This is a genomic window from Azospirillum melinis (assembly GCF_013340935.1).
In the GTDB taxonomy this organism is placed as follows: domain Bacteria; phylum Pseudomonadota; class Alphaproteobacteria; order Azospirillales; family Azospirillaceae; genus Azospirillum; species Azospirillum melinis.
On record NZ_WHOS01000061.1, the window covers coordinates 26,571 to 43,339 of the forward strand.

The window sequence follows — 16,769 nt, forward strand, 5'->3', positions numbered from 1 at the left end:
CTTTGCACACAACACGTTATGATTGGATGACGCAGCCATGCCCACTCGTGTCAAGGTGGTGTTACCAGACAGGCATGGACCCGGTGGATGCAATGCGGCGGCGTCGCCTCGACAGGCGGCTGTCCGTCCATCGCGGCCAACGGGCTGGGGTGGCTGTGGGCACGGAACGACGGCAGAGAGATTGTCGGTATGGAGGCGTCTGTCAAGGGGTGGGAGCCGGAACGCCCCGGCGAGTCGGAAGACGCGGCCGGTTCGGCCGATGGTGCTTTATCGTTCGTCGTCCGGGAGGTGAATCGCGCCTTCGCCCGCGCCCTCCAGACACGCATCGCGCGGTCGGGGGTCAGCATGGGGCAATGGTTCTTCCTGCGTGCCCTGTGGGAAGAGGACGGATTGACCCAGCGGGAGCTGAGTCACCGCGTGGGCATGATGGAGCCGACCACGGTCACCGCCGTCAACGTGATGGAGAGCCAGGGGCTGGTCCAGCGCGTGCGCAACAGCCATGACCGCCGCAAGATGAACGTCTTTCTGACCGACAAGGGCAGGGCGTTGCGTCAGACGATGATGCCCAGCGCGTCGGAGATCGCGCAGATCGCCATCGACGGCATTGCGCCGGAAGATCTGGACCTGACGCTGGATGTGCTGCGCCGTGTTGGCGCCAACCTCAACGCCGCCTGTGCGGCGGCCCGCGACGGCGAAGACGGTGGCGGGCGGGACGAGAGGTAGCGCAGACCGCTTCGGACCGCTGCTCCCGCCGTCCCGTTTCAGTCGATCTCGGAAGATTTGCCTGGAGCGGCCGTCCGTCCGATCAGCCGCATCTCGGGTCAGTCGTCGTCCGGGTCCGGCGGCGGCGGCAGGCTGGCGCCGGTCAGGTTGGCCCCGGTGAATTTCGCGTCGCGGATGTTGGCGTCGCTCAGGATCGCACCGGTCAGGTTGGCGTTGCTGAAATCGCAGTCGGACAGGTTGGCGCCGCGCAGGTTGGTGCGGACACAGGAACTTCCGGTCAGCCTTGCGCCGGTCAGGTTCGCCGCCCACAGGCGACCGGTCGGCTGACCGTCCGGTCCCTTTATATCGACCCAGCCGACTCCCGCCCCGTCCAGCCGGATCCCGGTCATGTTGGCGCCGCGCAGATTGGCCCCGTCCAGGATCGCCCCGCTGAAATCGGCGCCGTCCAGCACCGCTTCGGAGATGTCGCACATGATCAGCAGCGCCTCGCGCATCTTGGCGCCGCTGAGATTGGCCCGCTTCAGATTGGCGCCCGACAGGTTGACCCCCGTCAGGTCGATGTGGCTGAGGTCGGCGGCGGTCAGGTCGGCCCTGGCTCCCATCGTTCCGTTGGTGTTGATCCAGGTGTAATGGCTATGCAGCGCCTGCTGGATCTGGACCGAGAAATTGTCGGCCGACCGCGCCAGATTGGCGCCGGTGGTGTCGGCCCCGGCCAGATCGGCACCCTCCAGCTTCGCCCCCTGAAGGTCGGCGTTGCGCAGGTTGGCTCCGGCCAGCATGGCGCCGGTCAGGTTGGCGTCGCGCAGCACCGCTCCCTGCAAATTCACGCCGGACAGGTTGCTGCCGCGCAGGTCGGCGCGGGCGAGATTGCAGCTTTTCATGCTGGCGCGCATCAGTGTGGCGCCGGTCAGCAGCGCGCCCTCGCAATCGGCACCGTTCATCGACACGTCGGTCAGGTCGGCGCCCGACAGGTTGGCGTTGTTCAGCGACGCGTCGTCGAAATCCGTGCCCGACAGGTCGGAGCGGACGAAATCGAGCCCCTTGCCATTCTTGCCGCCGTGCCCGCCATACAGCAGGGCGCCGCCGCGCAGGTCGGCTTCCTTCAGGATCGCGCGCTTCAGCTTGGCGCCACGCATGTGGGCGCCGCGCAGGTCGGCACGATAGAGGTTGCAGCCCGACAGGTCGGCCTTCGTCAGGTGCGCCGCGAACAGGTCGGCGGTGCTGAGATTGGCATTCGACAGGTCGCAATGGGACAGGTTGGCGCCGGACAGCTTGCCCTGGGCCAGATTGACCCCGGACAGGTTCGACCCTTCCATGTTCGCCATGGTCAGGTTGGCGCGCGAACCGCCCGACTTGTTCTTCAGCCAGCGCTCGTGCTTTTCCAGCACGGCAACCAACTCGTGCGGTGTCATCGATCCTGTCCGGTCTGCATGGTTGCGTGGTCCATCGATAGACCAGTGTTCCGAAATAATCTATGCCAAAGGTTAATGCCGTATCCAGTGCCGCGCCGGCTTGGCGTGGACGGCGTCAGGCCCCATCTGCGGGGCGCCGGGCGCGGAAACGCCGGTCGCAGCCAAGTGAGAACAAGGAGTTGGGGATCATGTCGGGTGGACACACGCTTGCGGCTTTCGACACCGAACTGGCGGCCCTGCGCACCGCCATCGATCGCATGGGCGAACTGGTGGAGCGGCAGGTCGGGTTGGCGCTCGATTCGCTGGCCGGTCCCGATGCCGACATCGCCGGTGAGGTTCTGAAGGGCGATGCCGAGATCGACCGGCTGGAGGCGGAGGTGGAGGCGATGACCGTCCGCCTGCTGGCCTTGCGCCAGCCGATGGCGAAGGATCTGCGCGAGATCGTCGCGGCGTTGAAGATCGCCTCCAATCTGGAGCGCATGGGCGATTTCGCCGGATCGGTCGCCAAGCGCGCGGTCACGCTGTCGACCCTGCCGGTGGCTCCGCCGGTTGCCTCGCTGGTCCGCATGGGGCGGATGGTGCAGGCGATGATCGGCGACATGCGCCGCGCCTATACCGAACAGAACCCGGAGCTTGCCACCTCCGTCCGTGACCGCGACGGGGAGGTCGACGCCGCCTACACCGCGCTGTTTCGCGAGTTCCTGACCTACATGATGGAGACGCCGGCGCAGATCACCGGCTGCACCCACCTGCTGTTCGCCGCCAAGTCCATCGAGCGCATCGGCGACCATGCCACCAACGTGGCGGAGAACATCAGTTTCCTGGTCAAGGGCCGCCTGCCGTCGGACGAGCGCCGCAAGGAGGACCTCAGCAGCTACGCCGTCGCCCCGCCGCAGGACCGGGCGTAACAGGGAACGCTTGAAGGGAGCACTTGACAGGCGGCCCTGTCCTGTGTTGCGGTTGCCGCCATGAACATGTCCTCGCCCCTCCTGTCGCAGCATTGGTGGTGGCCCGTCTCCAACGGGCCGGCCTGGCGACGCGCGTGAGCGTGGATTGAGAACAAAAGGCCGCCCGGTGCATCCGGAGCGGCCTTTTTCCTGACCCGTCACAGCGGGTCACCCAGCGGAAGAACGGACAGGCAGGCGGAAGCACCGGGCGGCGTCACCGAAAAGACGCCCGAACCGGAGCACCGCCGTCATGATCCCCTCCCATCTGTTCCTTGCCGATCCTGCCTTCCTCGATCCGTTTGCGGCCAAGACCGGCGGTGGCCTCGGTCTGCACCGCACTGGCGAGCCGGTGGTGCCGGCCGAGGCGGTCGATGCGCTGGTCACCGCGCTCGACGAGCGGCGCGGGCTGCTGTTGTCCGGCGGGGTGGAGGCGCCCGGCCGCTACCGGCGTCAGGCGCTGGGCTTCGTCGATCCACCGCTGTCGGTGACCGCCCGCGGCCGGACCGTGCGCATCGATGCGCTGAACCCGCGTGGACGCCTGCTGCTGCCCGCCGTGGCCGCCGCGCTGGACGGCCATGAGGCGCTTGTCGGGCTGGAGGTCACCGCCGGCCGGGTCACCGCCCTGGTGCGCCGTCCGGCCGGGGTCTTCGCCGAGGAGGAGCGCAGCCGCCAGCCTTCCGTTTTCAGCGTGCTGCGGGCGCTGATGGCACTGTTCGCCTGCCCGGACGAGCCGTTCCTGGGGCTCTACGGTGCTTTCGGCTACGATCTCGCCTTCCAGTTCGAACCGATCCGACGCCGGTTGGTGCGCCCGGATGACCAGCGCGACCTCGTGCTGTATCTGCCCGACCGACTGCTGGTGGTCGACCATGCCGCCGGGGTGGCGCGCCGCTTCGCCTACGAGTTCACGGTGGACGGCGTCTCGACCGAGAGCATCGCGGGTGGCGGGCGGGTCCACGGCTATCGTCCCGATACCAACGCCGCTGCAGAGTGCGACCATGCTCCAGGCGAATATCAGCAGGTGGTGCGGGCGGCGAAGGAGGCCTTCAACCGTGGCGACCTGTTCGAGGTCGTTCCCGGCCAGACCTTCGCCGAGCCCTGCGCCGACAGCCCCGCCACGATCTTCCGCCGTCTGCGCACCGCCAACCCCGCCCCCTACGAGGCGCTGATCAATCTTGGCGATGGCGAGTTCCTGGTCGCCGCCAGCCCGGAAATGTATGTGCGCGTCGGCCAGGGGCGGGTGGAAACCTGCCCGATCTCCGGTACCGTGGCACGGGGAAGCAATGCGCTGACCGACGCGACGCAGATCCTGACGCTGCTGAACTCGGCCAAGGATGCGGCGGAACTGACCATGTGCACCGACGTCGACCGCAACGACAAGGCGCGGGTGTGCGAACCCGGCTCCGTCCGCGTGATCGGCCGGCGGATGATCGAGCTGTATTCCCGACTGATCCACACTGTCGATCATGTGGAAGGACGCCTGTGCCAGGGATTCGACGCGCTGGACGCCTTCCTGACTCACACTTGGGCAGTGACGGTGACCGGCGCGCCCAAGCGCTGGGCCATGCAGTTCCTGGAGGACACCGAACATTCGCCGCGCCGCTGGTACGGCGGGGCGTTCGGACGCATCGGCTTCGACGGCGGGATGGACACCGGGCTGACTCTGCGCACCATCCGCATGAAGGACGGGGTTGCCTTCGTCCGCGCCGGCGCCACCCTGCTCTCCGACAGCGATCCGGATGCCGAGGACGCCGAGTGCAGGCTGAAGGCGTCGGCGTTCCTCGACGCGGTGCGCGGTGCAGGCCCGCGGCTGTCGGTGGTTCAGAGCGCTGCCCGGCGGAGCGGGGAGGGCAGGCGGGTGTTGCTGGTCGATCATGACGACAGCTTTGTCCACACGCTGGCCGACTATTTCCGCCAGACCGGCGCCAGCGTCACGACCCTGCGCCATACCCATGCGCGTGCCGCCCTGCGCAACGACCCGCCCGACCTGTTGGTGCTGTCGCCGGGACCGGGGCGGCCGGCCGATTTCGATGTCGGTGGCAGCGTGCAGGCGGCGCTCGATCTCGGCGTGCCGGTGTTCGGCGTCTGCCTGGGACTGCAAGGTATGGTCGAGCATTTCGGTGCGACGCTGGACCGCCTGCCGGAGCCGATGCATGGCAAGGCATCAAGCTTGCGTCACCAGGGGAACGGGCTTTTCGAAGGGCTGCCGCAGGGGATGCGGGCCGGCCGGTACCATTCGCTGGTGGCGCGGCGCGACAGCCTGCCGCCGGACCTGCGGGTGACGGCGGAGACGGAGGATGGGACGGTGATGGCGATCGAGCACCGAGCGCTGCCGCTGGCCGCCGTGCAGTTCCATCCCGAATCGATCCTGACGCTGGATGGGGCCGCCGGCGGGGCCAATGGAGGGGCTGGGCTGGCGTTGGTCGCCAATGTCATGGAGACGCTGGCCGGGCGTGCCGCCCAGGCGCCGGAACGCGAAGCGGCGGCCTGAAAGGGCCGCCGCGTCCGCAAATCCTGTAAGCTCGGGAGAGTGACGGAAAGCCCGTCACTCCACCATGCCCAGAGCTTCCTTGTAGAGTTCCAGGATGGCTTCCTGCTCCTGGCGGTCGGCCTTGTCCATCTTCCGCAGGCGAATGATCTGGCGGATGATCTTGGTGTCGAAACCGGTGCCCTTCGCCTCGGCGTAGACTTCCTTGATGTCTTCCTGCAGACCGCGCTTTTCCTCTTCGAGACGCTCGATGCGCTCGACAAAGGACTTCAGGCGATCCGCCGCGATGCCGCCGACGTCGGACATGGCAAAACCTCAAACGATGGGGGTGTTCGTGAACGGGGCGGGACAATATCGGCGGGCGGGGGGATTGGCAAGCCGGCGATGCGCCGCGTCGGCGCACGGCAGGGGCACGGCTGCGTCATCGCGTCGCGGCAACTCCTTCGTACAAGCGGAGGCGTCGCCGGATTTTGAACAGGCCGTGGCTGATTTGTCTGTTTGTATGAAACAATCGTACGATAGGCCTACGCAGCCATTCCCTTTGTTGCGGCGCACCCAATAGGCTGGTATTACCATCGGTGGGTTCGGCTTCACAAAGTCACATGGATCCGGCATGTATGCGCGTCGTCTGTGCCGATAACCCATGGGGGATGCCGGGATCGGCGTATTTGAGGCAGGGGAGTTTTATCTAATGAAAGTCGCCATTCCAAAGGAGCGACGTGCGGGCGAACTTCGCGTGGCCGCCTCACCGGAAACGGTGAAGAAACTGAAGGGGTTGGGACTGGACGTGGTGGTGGAGAGCGGGGCCGGCCTCGGTTCCAGCATCACCGACGCAGCCTATGAGGCGGCGGGGGCCGCCATCGCCGCCGACCAGGCTTTGGCGCTGGCCGATGCCGACATCGTGCTGAAGGTGCAGCGTCCGCTCATCGCTGGCGAAGGGGACGTCGACGAACTGGCGCTGATCCGCAAGGGTGCGCTGCTGTTCGCCATCCTCAATCCCTACAACAGCCGCGACCATGTGAAGGCCTACGCCGATGCCGGCGTGAACGCCTTCGCCATGGAGTTCATGCCGCGCATCACCCGCGCCCAGGTCATGGACGTGCTGTCCTCCCAGGCCAACCTCGCCGGCTACAAGGCTGTCGTCGATGCCGCCTCGGAATATGGCCGCGCCTTCCCGATGATGATGACCGCCGCCGGCACCGTGCCGCCGGCCCGTGCCTTCATCATGGGCGTCGGCGTCGCCGGCCTCCAGGCCATCGCCACCGCCAAGCGCCTCGGCGCCATCGTCTCGGCCACCGATGTGCGCCCGGCGGTGAAGGAGCAGGTGCAGTCGCTGGGCGGCAGCTTCGTCGCCGTCGAGAACGACGAGTTCAAGCAGGCCGAGACCGCCGGCGGCTACGCCAAGGAGATGTCCGACGACTACAAGCGCCAGCAGGCAGCCCTGGTCGCCGAGCACATCAAGAAGCAGGACCTCGTCATCACCACGGCGCTGATCCCCGGCCGCAAGGCGCCGATCCTGGTGACGGCGGAGCATGTGGCGTCGATGAAGCCGGGCTCGGTGATCGTCGATCTGGCGGTGGAGCAGGGCGGCAACGTCGAGGGCGCCAAGCTGGGCGAGGTGGTGACCACGGCCAACGGCGTGAAGATCGTCGGCCATGCCAACTACGCCAGCCGCATCGCCGAGAGCGCCTCGCTCTTGTACGCCAAGAACCTGCTGGCGCTGCTGACGTCGCTGCACGGGAAAGACACCGGCGTGGCCGTCAACTGGGACGACGAGATCGTCAAGGCCATCGCGCTGACCCGCGACGGCGCCGTCGTTCACCCCGCCTTCGCCGGCTGACCGGGCGCCCGAGGAGACTTACCGCAATGGATCAGACCCAACTGTCCGCCCGTATTGCCGAGCTCAAGGCGAACCTCGCGGCGCTCGGCCAGCAGGCCGACCAGCTGGCCGCCCAGGTCGCGCACGCCGCGCAGCCCGCAGCGGAGGCCGCCGGCGGTCATGGCAGCTTCTTCGTCACTGGCCTGACGGTGCTCGTTCTGGCCTGCTTCGTCGGCTATTACGTCGTCTGGCGCGTCACCCCGGCCCTGCATTCGCCGCTGATGGCCGTCACCAACGCCGTGTCGTCGGTCATCATCGTCGGCGCCCTCGTCGCCGCCGGTCCGGCCGGATTCGGCTTCTCCAAGGCCCTCGGCTTCCTTGCCGTCATCCTGGCGTCCGTCAACATCTTCGGCGGCTTCCTCGTGACCCAGCGCATGCTCTCCATGTTCAAGAAGAAGGGCAAGTAAGACCATGGAAACCTTGTCCGCCCTTCTCTACCTCGTCGCCTCCATCTGCTTCATCATGGCGCTGCGCGGGCTCTCCAGCCCGGAGACCTCGCGCCAGGGCAACATCTACGGCATGGTCGGCATGACCATCGCCATTCTGACCACGCTGGCTTCGCCCATCGTCCAGTCCTACTGGATGATCGTGCTCGGCATCGCCATCGGCGGCGCCATCGGCTATGTGGTGGCCAAGAAGATCGAGATGACGGCGCTGCCGCAGCTCGTCGCCGCCTTCCACTCGCTGGTCGGTCTCGCCGCCGTCTTCGTGGCGCTCGCCGCCTTCTACTCGCCGGAGGCCTACGGCATTGGCCTCCGCGGTGCCATCGCCAAGGGCTCGCTGATCGAGATGGCGCTGGGCACCGCGGTCGGTGCGATCACCTTCACCGGCTCCATCGTCGCCTTCGCCAAGCTCCAGGGCCTAGTCACCGGCAAGCCGCTGGTCTTCCCGATGCAGCATCCGCTGAACGCGGCGCTCGGCGTGCTGACCGTCATCCTGATCATCTGGCTGGTGCAGTCGAACGCCGATGTCGCGATGTGGCTGATCGTCGTCGTGGCGCTGGCGCTGGGCTTCCTGCTGATCCTGCCGATCGGCGGCGCCGACATGCCGGTCGTCATCTCGATGCTGAACAGCTACTCGGGCTGGGCGGCCTGCGGCATCGGCTTCACGCTGCAGAACAACCTGCTGATCATCACCGGTGCTCTGGTGGGTTCCTCGGGCGCGATCCTGTCCTACATCATGTGCAAGGGCATGAACCGCTCGATCTTCAACGTCATCCTCGGTGGCTTCGGCGGCGAGAGTGCCGCGGCCGGCGGCCCCGCCAAGGGCCCGCAGGGCTCGGTCAAGGCCGGCTCGGCGGAGGATGCCGCCTACATCATGAAGAACGCCCAATCGGTCATCATCGTCCCCGGCTATGGCATGGCGGTGGCGCAGGCGCAGCACGCCCTGCGTGAGATGGCCGATGTGCTGAAGCATGAAGGCGTGGATGTGAAGTACGCCATCCATCCGGTGGCGGGCCGCATGCCCGGTCACATGAACGTGCTGCTGGCCGAAGCCAACGTGCCGTACGACGAGGTGTTCGAGCTGGAGGACATCAACCGCGACTTCGGCACGGCGGATGTGGCCTTCGTCATCGGCGCCAACGACGTGACCAACCCGGCGGCCAAGACCGACCCGTCGAGCGCCATCTACGGAATGCCGATCCTGGACGTGGAGAAGGCCAAGACGGTGTTCTTCATCAAGCGCGGCATGGCCGCCGGTTACGCCGGTGTCGAGAACGAGCTGTTCTTCCGCCCCAACACCATGATGCTGTTCGGCGACGCCAAGAAGGTCACCGAAGAGGTCGTCAAGGCGATGGAAGCCTGACCGGCTTTCCCGGCCGGCTTTTACGGGGCAGTTGACCGAACCGGGCGCGGGAGGCGAGGCTTCCCGCGCCCGTTTCTTTTGGGCCGAGAACGACAAGAGAGGATGCGGAGCCATGACCGCCTACATCATCGCCGACGTGCGCGTGACCGACCCGGTCGCCTATGAGGTCTACAAATCGCTGACCCCCGACGCGATTGCCAAGAATGGCGGACGCTTCCTCAGCCGTGGCGGCGAGACGGCGGTGCTGGAAGGCGAATGGCAGCCCAACCGCATCGTCATCCTCGAATTCCCGGACGTGGCGGCTGCCAAGGCCTTCTACGACAGCCCGGAATACCGCAAGGCCCGAGAGGCCCGGCGCGATGCCGCCGATTTCAAGATGATCGTGGTGGAGGGCCTGTGACGCCCAGCCTGTAACCATCAAGGGAAGCGGTTACCAAGCGTTACACAGGACCGTCCGCTGGACACATCGCCGCAACACGGCACCGCTAACGCTTACCGTCACCGAAAGCCGGCGGTCTGCTTGCCGCCGGCTCCCCCACAGTGACGGAACCCGACCATGGATGACGACGATCTCTCCGACCCGATCGATTCGCACATCACGCTCTGGACACGCATCGCCATGGCGATCCTGATGGTGGGAATCTCGCTCTGCGGCGTGTCGCTCTACCTGCTGACCGAGACCTGAAGCCGAACCGCCAGTGCCGCGCCGAACCCACATTTTCCGCGGTTCCAGGCGGCTTCGGTCTAAGGATAACACGAAAATACATCGTTAAATCGCCAATTCCCTTTCCCTGTTATGTGAAAATCTCTCTTCCCCATATGGGCAACCGTGCTAAATAGCGTCGGAACCTTAGCCGAGGACGATCCGATGCTCCGCTTGACCCGTCGCTCCACCCTTGCCGCCCTGGTCGCCCTCGCGTCGGCTGCCGCCTCGACCGCTGCCATGATGCCGGGCACCGCGCACGCCGCCGACCCGGTGAAGCTGGAAATCGGCTATATCCCGATTCTGGCGGCATCCCCGCTGTTCATTGTCGACGGTCAGGGTTGGGCCAAGGAGGCCGGGATCGCGCTGAAGCTAACCCGTTTCGAATCCGGTCCGCACGCGATCCAGGCGATGGCCGCTGGCCAGATCGACCTGCTCTATGCCGGCGTCGCCCCCGTGTTGGTCGCCCGCACCAAGGGTGCCGACATCTCGGTCATCGCCAATTCGGCGGTGGAGGAGATGGTGGTCGCCGCCCGCGGCCCCTTCGCCAAGGCGGTGGGCACCACGCCGACCGCGGAGTCCTTCAAGAAATTCGCAGCCGACACCGGCCGCAAGCCGAAGATCGGCACCCAGCCGCCGGGCTCGGTTCCCGACACCGTGTTGAAGCATTGGCTGTTCAAGGTGGTGAAGGTCGATCCGGCCGATGTCGAACTGGTGCCGATGGGCATCGAGAAGACGCAGCAGGCCCTGCTGGCCGGCGCGCTCGACGCCGCCACCATCCGCGAGCCGACGGTGACCGTCACCCAGCAGATGGACCCGAACGTCGTTCTGGTCGCCACCGGTGCCCAGATGTTCCCGGACCAGCCCGGCACTGTGGTTTCCGCCCGTGCCGAGGTGTTGAAGAAGAACCCCGATGCCATCAAGGCGCTGGTCAAGGCCCACATCCGAGCAGTCGACCTGATCGCCAAGGACCCGGCCGGTTCCGCCAAGATCGTGAACAACTATCTCGGCAAGGGCCTGATGGAGCCGGCGACGCTGGAGGCCGCCTTCAAGGGGCCGGGGTCGAAGTTCGTCGCCGATCCGCATTCGGTGGTGCCGGCGGTGGAGAAGATGATGGCTTTCACCAAGGAGATCGGCTCGGCCAGCGAGACCATTCCGGTGGCCGAGGCCTTCGACTTCAGCTTCTACGACGCCGCGAAGTAAGCCGGCCGGGCCTGGGGACATCGACAAGCCGATGAAGACCTACAACAAGATCGCCCTGTCGGCGCTGGGCGTCATCGTCTTCCTGCTGGCATGGGAAGCGGTGGCGCGCAGCGGCGTCGTGCCGGCCCGGCTGTTGCCGTCGCCGAGCGCGGTGCCCACCGCCTTCCTGACAGAGTTCAACAGCGGCACCTGGCAGGCGATGGTGCTGGCCAGCCTGTCGCACTATCTGGTCGGGCTGTCTCTGGGCACCTTCCTTGGCGTGTCGTTCGGCACGGCCGCCGCGCTGTGGGGCAAGTGGGACGCCTTCCAGGCCTGGGTCGTGCGCATGCTGCGTCCGATTCCGGCCATCGCCTGGATCCCCTTCGCCATCATCTGGTTCGGCGTCAGCGAGGGTGCGGCATCCTTCCTGATCGCGCTGACGGTGTTCTGGATCAACTACTACGCCAGCTACGCCGCGGTGCGCGGGGTCGATAAGGATCTGATCGAGCTTGGCTATGCCTTCGGCCAGGGCGGGCTGATCCCGCGCCTGTTCAAGATCATCCTGCCGGGCGCCCTGCCGGGCATCCTGTCGGGTCTGCGCGCCGGGTTGGGGCAGGGCTGGATGACCGTGGTCGCGGCCGAGCTGTTCGGCATCTCCGGCCTCGGCATGCGGATGATGGAGGCGTCGGGCCTGCTGGCGACCCACATTGTCGTGCTCTACATGGTCACCATCGCGCTGCTCTACGGCGTATCGGATTTCCTGTTCATGCAAGTTCAGTCGCGGGTGCTCTCATGGCAGCGGTGACCCTTTCCAAGACCGCATCCGCGTCGGTCATCGACCTTGAGGACGTGTCCATCGGCTATGGCAAAGACGCGCCGCCGGTTCTGGTCGACGTCAACCTGTCGGTCGAGCGTGGCAGCTTCGTCGCCATCGTCGGCCCGTCCGGCGTCGGCAAGTCGACCCTGCTGCGCGTCGTCGCCGGGCTGCACACCGCACGCAGCGGCGGCGTCACCATCCATCAGGACCAGCGGCCCGGCCATCGCCCGGTCGGGCTGGTGTTCCAGGACTCGCGTCTGCTGCCCTGGCGCCGGGTGATCCGCAATGTGGAGTTCGGGCTGGAGGGCCTGCCGGTCAGCCGCGACGAGCGCCGCCACCGGGCGGAAGCCGCGCTGAAGCTCGTGCGGCTCGACGGCTATGCCCGCCGCTGGCCCTACGAGCTGTCGGGCGGCCAGCGCCAGCGCATCGGCATCGCCCGCGCCATGGCGGTCGACCCGGACATCCTGTTGATGGATGAGCCTTTCGGCGCGCTCGACGCCATCACCCGCCACAATCTTCAGGACGAGCTTCGCCGCATCCACCAGGAGACGGGCAAGACGGTTCTGTTCGTCACCCACGACCTGGAAGAAGCGGTTCATCTGGCCGACCGCATCATCGTGCTGGGCGGCACCCCGGCCCGCGTGGTGCGCGACGTTCGCAACAGTGCCGGCCGGGATGGGGCGGTGTTCCGCGATCAGGTGGAGCAGCTGCGCTCCGAGATCGCGGACAATTACAGCATCTGACGGGGTGGGGGCTTACCCCACCTCCATCATCAGGCTGGTCGGGTAGCCGGCGTCCTTCATCCTGGCGATCAGCGCATCGACATGGGTCTGGTTGCGGGTTTCCAGCACCACATCCACCTCCGCCATCTTGACCGGCACGTTGTGGAACAGGCGCTGGTGGTGAACCTCGACGATGTTGGCACCGGCCTCGCCCAGCAGGCGGGTGACGCGGGCGAGCGCGCCGGGCGCGTCGGTGATGCTGATGCGCAGGCGGACGATGCGGCCCTCATAGACCAGCCCGCGCATCAGCACCTGCGCCATGATGCGGGAGTCGATGTTGCCGCCCGACAGAACGATCCCGACCTTGCGGCCGCGGTAGCGCTGCGGATCGTCCAGAACCGCGGCCAACGCCGCCGCCCCGGCGCCCTCGGCGACCAGCTTCTGCACGGTGGCGAGGCGGTAGACCGCTTCCTCCAGCCGGGCCTCTCCCACCTCCACCACATCGTCGACCATGGCGCGGATGATCGGCAGGGTCAGGGCGCCAGGCGCCTTGACCGCGATGCCTTCCGCCACGGTCGCACCGCCGCAGGTGATCGGCTGGCCGGCCAGCGCCTGACGCACCGCCGGGTAGAGGCTGCACTGCACCCCGACGATCTCCAGATCCGGGCGCAGTGCCTTGGCGGCCGTCGCCATGCCGGAAATCAGACCGCCGCCGCCGATGGGCACCACCAGCACGTCGAGGTCCGGCACATCCTCCAGCAGTTCCAGCGCCGCGGTGCCCTGGCCGGCGGCCACCAGCGGGTCGTCATAGGGATGGACGAAGGTCAGCCCGTCACGCGCCGCCAGCTCATGGGCGAAGGCGGCGGCCTCGCTCAGCGTCTCGCCATGCAGTTCGACGGTGGCGCCCAGATTCTCGGTCCGCTCCACCTTGGTGAACGGCGTGAAGGCGGGCATGACGATGGTGGAGCGGATGCCCAGCCGCGTGGCATGGCAGGCCACCGCCTGGGCGTGGTTGCCGGCGGACATGGCGATGACGCCGGCGCGGCGCTCCGCCTCGCCCAGCGACAGCAGCTTGTTCAGCGCGCCCCGCTCCTTGAAGGAGCTGGTGGCGTGCTGGTTCTCCAGCTTCACATGCATCCGGCAATCCGCCATGTCCCCCAGGCGGGGAGCCGGAACCGTGGGCGTTCGGGGCAGGTGTCCCGCGATGCGCGCCGCCGCGGCGCGCACGTCCTCCAGCGTTATGGTCATTTCGTGTTTGTCCCGGTGTTGCGTGGTGTGAGTGTCAGCACCTCCGCCCCTGCCGAGACCAGCGTGCCACGGTCGCCGGCCATACGCAACGAACCGCCATCGCGCCACAGGGTGACGAGATCGCCCCAATGGCGGGACCAGATGTTGCCGGACTGGCCGGTGGCGATCACGAACCGGGAATTGTCGAGGTCGGCCAGATCGTAGACCGCGCGGAAGCCAGCGCCCTGGACATGGCGGAACGGATTTCCGGGGTCGCGGATGGTGGTCGATCCGCGGTTGACGGTGAAGAAATCGCCGTCGGTCTCTACCGACAGATCGGCCTTGCCGCCGATCAGCGGCACGCGGCTCAGCATGCGGTGGACCAGCGCGACGGTGTGGTCATCGCCCCAGCGCCAGCTCTTCATGCTGGACCCATGACGCTCGGCCAGCGCCTTGACCGCCGTTTCCAGGGAGCGTCCGGTCATGTCGGCGCAGCTTTCCTTCTGCGGCGTGGTGATGTCGTCGCACCATTCCGGCCGGTTGTTCAGGACATTGCGCAACGCTTCCGGCCGCAAATCCCAGTAGGAGGCGAAGTCGGCGCCCAACTCGTCGGCGAAGACCGCGCGGACAAGTTCCCGCAGCCACATGTCGAAGATCAGCGGTTCGGGCCGGTTGCGGTCGATCCGGCCGTCCCAGCCGCGCAACAGGGCCGCCGCATCGCTCGCGAGGCCGGGCGGCGTCGGGTACTTCAGCAGCTCCGGCAGGAAATCGCGGCCGGGCAGGGAGACGATGTCCATCTGCTGGCGGGCCACATCCTCGACCGAATGGCGCCCGTTGCCCAGCATCTCGACGATGCGTTTGGCGCGCGAGGGATCCGGCCATTCGGTGGCGAGGCGATAGGGATAGTCGCGCCCGACCACCGCGTTGTTGGCGTTGACGAACTGCCCGGTCGGCGGGTTCACCGCCTGCGGCAGGGCGTAATAAGGCAGGAAGCCGGTCCAGTCATACTCGCCGGTCCAACCGGGAACCGGCACGCGTCCATCGCCCTTGCGGCGGATCGGCACCCGGCCGGGGGTGATGAATCCGACCTCTCCGCTCACATCGGCATAGACGACGTTCTGCTGCGGGGCGACATGCAGGCGCAGCGCGTCGCGCGCGCCCTCCGCCGATCCGGCATGGTTCAGGCGGTAGAGAGCCTCCGCACTGGTGTCGTCGTCGGCAAGGCCCGGGAAGGACAGCGCCAGCACCGGACCGGGCGCCTTGCCGTCGATGGACGGGGCGTCCAGATCGGAGATGACGGGGCCATGGCGCGTGGTTCGAACGGTCAGCGTCTGCGACGCCTCGCCGGCGATGCCGATGGTCTCGGCACGCGTTTCGAAGGGCTGGCTGCCGTCGGGTGTCAGGTAGCGCGCCGGGTCCTGCGGGTCGGGCTTTTCGACGAACAGGTCCTGGGTGTCGCTGTGGGTGGTGGTGAAGCCCCAGGCGACCTTGCCGTTGTGGCCGAGGATGGTCAGCGGCACGCCCGGCACGGTGGCGCCGGTGACGGTGAAGTCCGGTGTGACGATGCGGGCGAGATACCAGAGAATCGGCGCTTCCAGCCCCAGATGCGGATCGTTGGCGAGGATCGGCTTGCCGGTCGTGGTGCGGGCGCCGGTCAGGACCCATTCGTTCGACGCGGTGTCGAAGCCCATCTGCGGCAAGGCTGTCAGGGTGCGGCGCACCGTTTCCCGCAGATCCATGCCGCGCAGGTCACTGGCCAACGTGGTGGGAGACCCGGGAACGTCCGACGGAAACAGATCGTCGACCTGTTGCGGCGACAGCCGTTCCAGAACGCGGGAGCGGAACAGCTCGTCGCGGTAGTTGGCCGACAGTTGCAATGCCATCAGCTTGGCCCAGACCAGACTGTCGGCGACGGTCCAGGGCTCCGGGGTGTGACGCAGAAGCTGGAATTCGACCGGCAACCCCTCCGACCGGGTGGCGAGATAGCCGTTCACGCCCTCGGCATAGGCTTCGAATGCGGTGCGGGCTTCGGGCGACAGGGTGGCGGCCATCGCCTCCGCCGCGCGGCGGACGCCCAGCGTGCGCATGAGCCGGTCAGTGCGGAGCGCGAAGTCGCCGTATTTGGTGCCGATCAGTTCGGCCAGCCGGCCGGCCCCGGCCCGGCGCATCGTCTCCATCTGCCACAGGCGGTCCTGGGCGTGGGCATAGCCCAGCGCGCGGTAGGCGTCTCGCTCGGTCGCGGCGAAGATATGGACCACACCTTGCTTGTCCCGCACGACCTCGGCCGGCGCGCCGTTGCCAGGAATGGCGACCGTGCCGCTGGTCTGCGGCTGCTGGGCCCGCATCCACACATAGGCACCGAGCAGACCGGCCGGCGGCAGCAGCACAAGCACGCCGGCGACAACTGCGACCTTGCCCCAACGTCCCCGCGGCAGGCGCAGGCGTGGGCGCCGGGAGTTGCGAGGCGGCGGCATCGGTTGAGGCTGCACGCCATAGGGCGGCTGCTGCTGGGGATAGGGCTGGCCGGGCGGCTGCGCACCCATGGGATGGGCCGCGGGAGGATAGGTTCCCGGCGGATAAGCGCCGGGTGGATAAGCATCTGGTGGATAAGCGCTGGGCGGATAGACAGGCTGTTGCGGTGCTTGCGGGTAAGGGGCACCTGGATAGGGCGCGCCCGGCTGCCGCTCCGGCCTATGGAGGGTATTCCCCCCCGCCCCTACAGAACCAACAACCGGGCGCGCCCCATCCAGGGGCCCCCTACCCCCCAACACCCCAACAGCCCGGCTAACCCCCCCGACCCTATCCACCCGGAGCCTCACCACCCCCGGCCTGTATACACACCTAGCGCGCCCCAGCAAAAGAGAGG

Annotated in this window: 15 protein-coding genes; 11 read left to right on the forward strand and 4 right to left on the reverse strand. The window is 67.3% G+C overall.

Features of this window, described 5'->3' with window-relative positions:
- The first annotated feature begins 189 nt into the window (after positions 1-189).
- On the forward strand, positions 190-723 hold the full coding sequence (locus GBZ48_RS29445; RefSeq protein ID WP_174474262.1) for a MarR family winged helix-turn-helix transcriptional regulator: 534 nt from the start codon (positions 190-192) through the stop codon (positions 721-723).
- Positions 724-821: 98 nt separating this feature from the next.
- Here the strand turns inward: GBZ48_RS29445 and GBZ48_RS29450 are convergent, their stop codons facing one another.
- Positions 822-2,135: a pentapeptide repeat-containing protein gene (locus tag GBZ48_RS29450; protein WP_109051704.1), complete on the reverse strand. Its 1,314-nt coding sequence runs from the start codon at positions 2,133-2,135 to the stop codon at positions 822-824.
- A 188-nt stretch (positions 2,136-2,323) separates the two neighbouring features.
- On the opposite strand from GBZ48_RS29450, the gene phoU reads away from it, so the two are divergent.
- On the forward strand, positions 2,324-3,043 hold the full coding sequence (gene phoU / locus GBZ48_RS29455) for a phosphate signaling complex protein PhoU (RefSeq protein ID WP_174474263.1): 720 nt from the start codon (positions 2,324-2,326) through the stop codon (positions 3,041-3,043).
- Between the two features lie 289 nt (positions 3,044-3,332).
- Complete coding sequence (locus GBZ48_RS29460) at positions 3,333-5,570, forward strand: anthranilate synthase (protein ID WP_174474264.1); 2,238 nt, start codon at positions 3,333-3,335, stop codon at positions 5,568-5,570.
- 54 nt (positions 5,571-5,624) lie between these two features.
- Here GBZ48_RS29460 and GBZ48_RS29465 read toward each other — a convergent pair whose 3' ends face one another.
- Entirely contained in the window at positions 5,625-5,873 is a 249-nt protein-coding gene (locus GBZ48_RS29465; protein WP_012973951.1) for a DUF2312 domain-containing protein, read from the reverse strand.
- Between the two features lie 385 nt (positions 5,874-6,258).
- Here GBZ48_RS29465 and GBZ48_RS29470 point away from each other — a divergent pair, with 385 nt between their 5' ends.
- The 8 genes from GBZ48_RS29470 (at position 6,259) to GBZ48_RS29500 (ending at position 12,697) form a co-directional block, all read left to right on the forward strand.
- The gene (locus GBZ48_RS29470) at positions 6,259-7,407 is read left to right on the forward strand and encodes a Re/Si-specific NAD(P)(+) transhydrogenase subunit alpha (RefSeq protein WP_174474265.1); all 1,149 of its coding nucleotides are present in this window, start codon (positions 6,259-6,261) and stop codon (positions 7,405-7,407) included.
- A 26-nt stretch (positions 7,408-7,433) separates the two neighbouring features.
- A complete protein-coding gene (locus tag GBZ48_RS29475) occupies positions 7,434-7,853 on the forward strand; it encodes an NAD(P) transhydrogenase subunit alpha part 2 (RefSeq protein WP_174474266.1) in 420 nt (139 codons plus the stop codon).
- Between the two features lie 4 nt (positions 7,854-7,857).
- Positions 7,858-9,252, forward strand: coding sequence for an NAD(P)(+) transhydrogenase (Re/Si-specific) subunit beta (locus GBZ48_RS29480; RefSeq protein WP_174474267.1), 1,395 nt, complete (start codon positions 7,858-7,860; stop codon positions 9,250-9,252).
- 112 nt (positions 9,253-9,364) lie between these two features.
- A complete protein-coding gene (locus GBZ48_RS29485) occupies positions 9,365-9,652 on the forward strand; it encodes a DUF1330 domain-containing protein (RefSeq protein ID WP_174474268.1) in 288 nt (95 codons plus the stop codon).
- Between the two features lie 156 nt (positions 9,653-9,808).
- Entirely contained in the window at positions 9,809-9,937 is a 129-nt protein-coding gene (locus tag GBZ48_RS36830; protein WP_281362509.1) for a hypothetical protein, read from the forward strand.
- A gap of 183 nt (positions 9,938-10,120) precedes the next feature.
- On the forward strand, positions 10,121-11,158 hold the full coding sequence (locus GBZ48_RS29490) for an ABC transporter substrate-binding protein (protein ID WP_174474269.1): 1,038 nt from the start codon (positions 10,121-10,123) through the stop codon (positions 11,156-11,158).
- 31 nt (positions 11,159-11,189) lie between these two features.
- Positions 11,190-11,942: an ABC transporter permease gene (locus GBZ48_RS29495; protein WP_174474270.1), complete on the forward strand. Its 753-nt coding sequence runs from the start codon at positions 11,190-11,192 to the stop codon at positions 11,940-11,942.
- Positions 11,930-12,697 (forward strand): ABC transporter ATP-binding protein, encoded by a 768-nt coding sequence (locus tag GBZ48_RS29500; protein WP_174474271.1) that lies wholly within the window; start codon positions 11,930-11,932, stop codon positions 12,695-12,697. The genes GBZ48_RS29495 and GBZ48_RS29500 overlap by 13 nt, the downstream gene beginning before the upstream one ends.
- Positions 12,698-12,709: 12 nt before the next feature.
- Here the strand turns inward: GBZ48_RS29500 and GBZ48_RS29505 are convergent, their stop codons facing one another.
- Both GBZ48_RS29505 and GBZ48_RS29510 read right to left on the reverse strand, forming a co-directional pair.
- A complete protein-coding gene (locus tag GBZ48_RS29505; protein WP_174474272.1) occupies positions 12,710-13,924 on the reverse strand; it encodes a threonine ammonia-lyase in 1,215 nt (404 codons plus the stop codon).
- The gene (locus tag GBZ48_RS29510; protein WP_246307546.1) at positions 13,921-16,446 is read right to left on the reverse strand and encodes a penicillin acylase family protein; all 2,526 of its coding nucleotides are present in this window, start codon (positions 16,444-16,446) and stop codon (positions 13,921-13,923) included. The genes GBZ48_RS29505 and GBZ48_RS29510 overlap by 4 nt, the downstream gene beginning before the upstream one ends.
- Between the last annotated feature and the right edge of the window lie 323 nt (positions 16,447-16,769).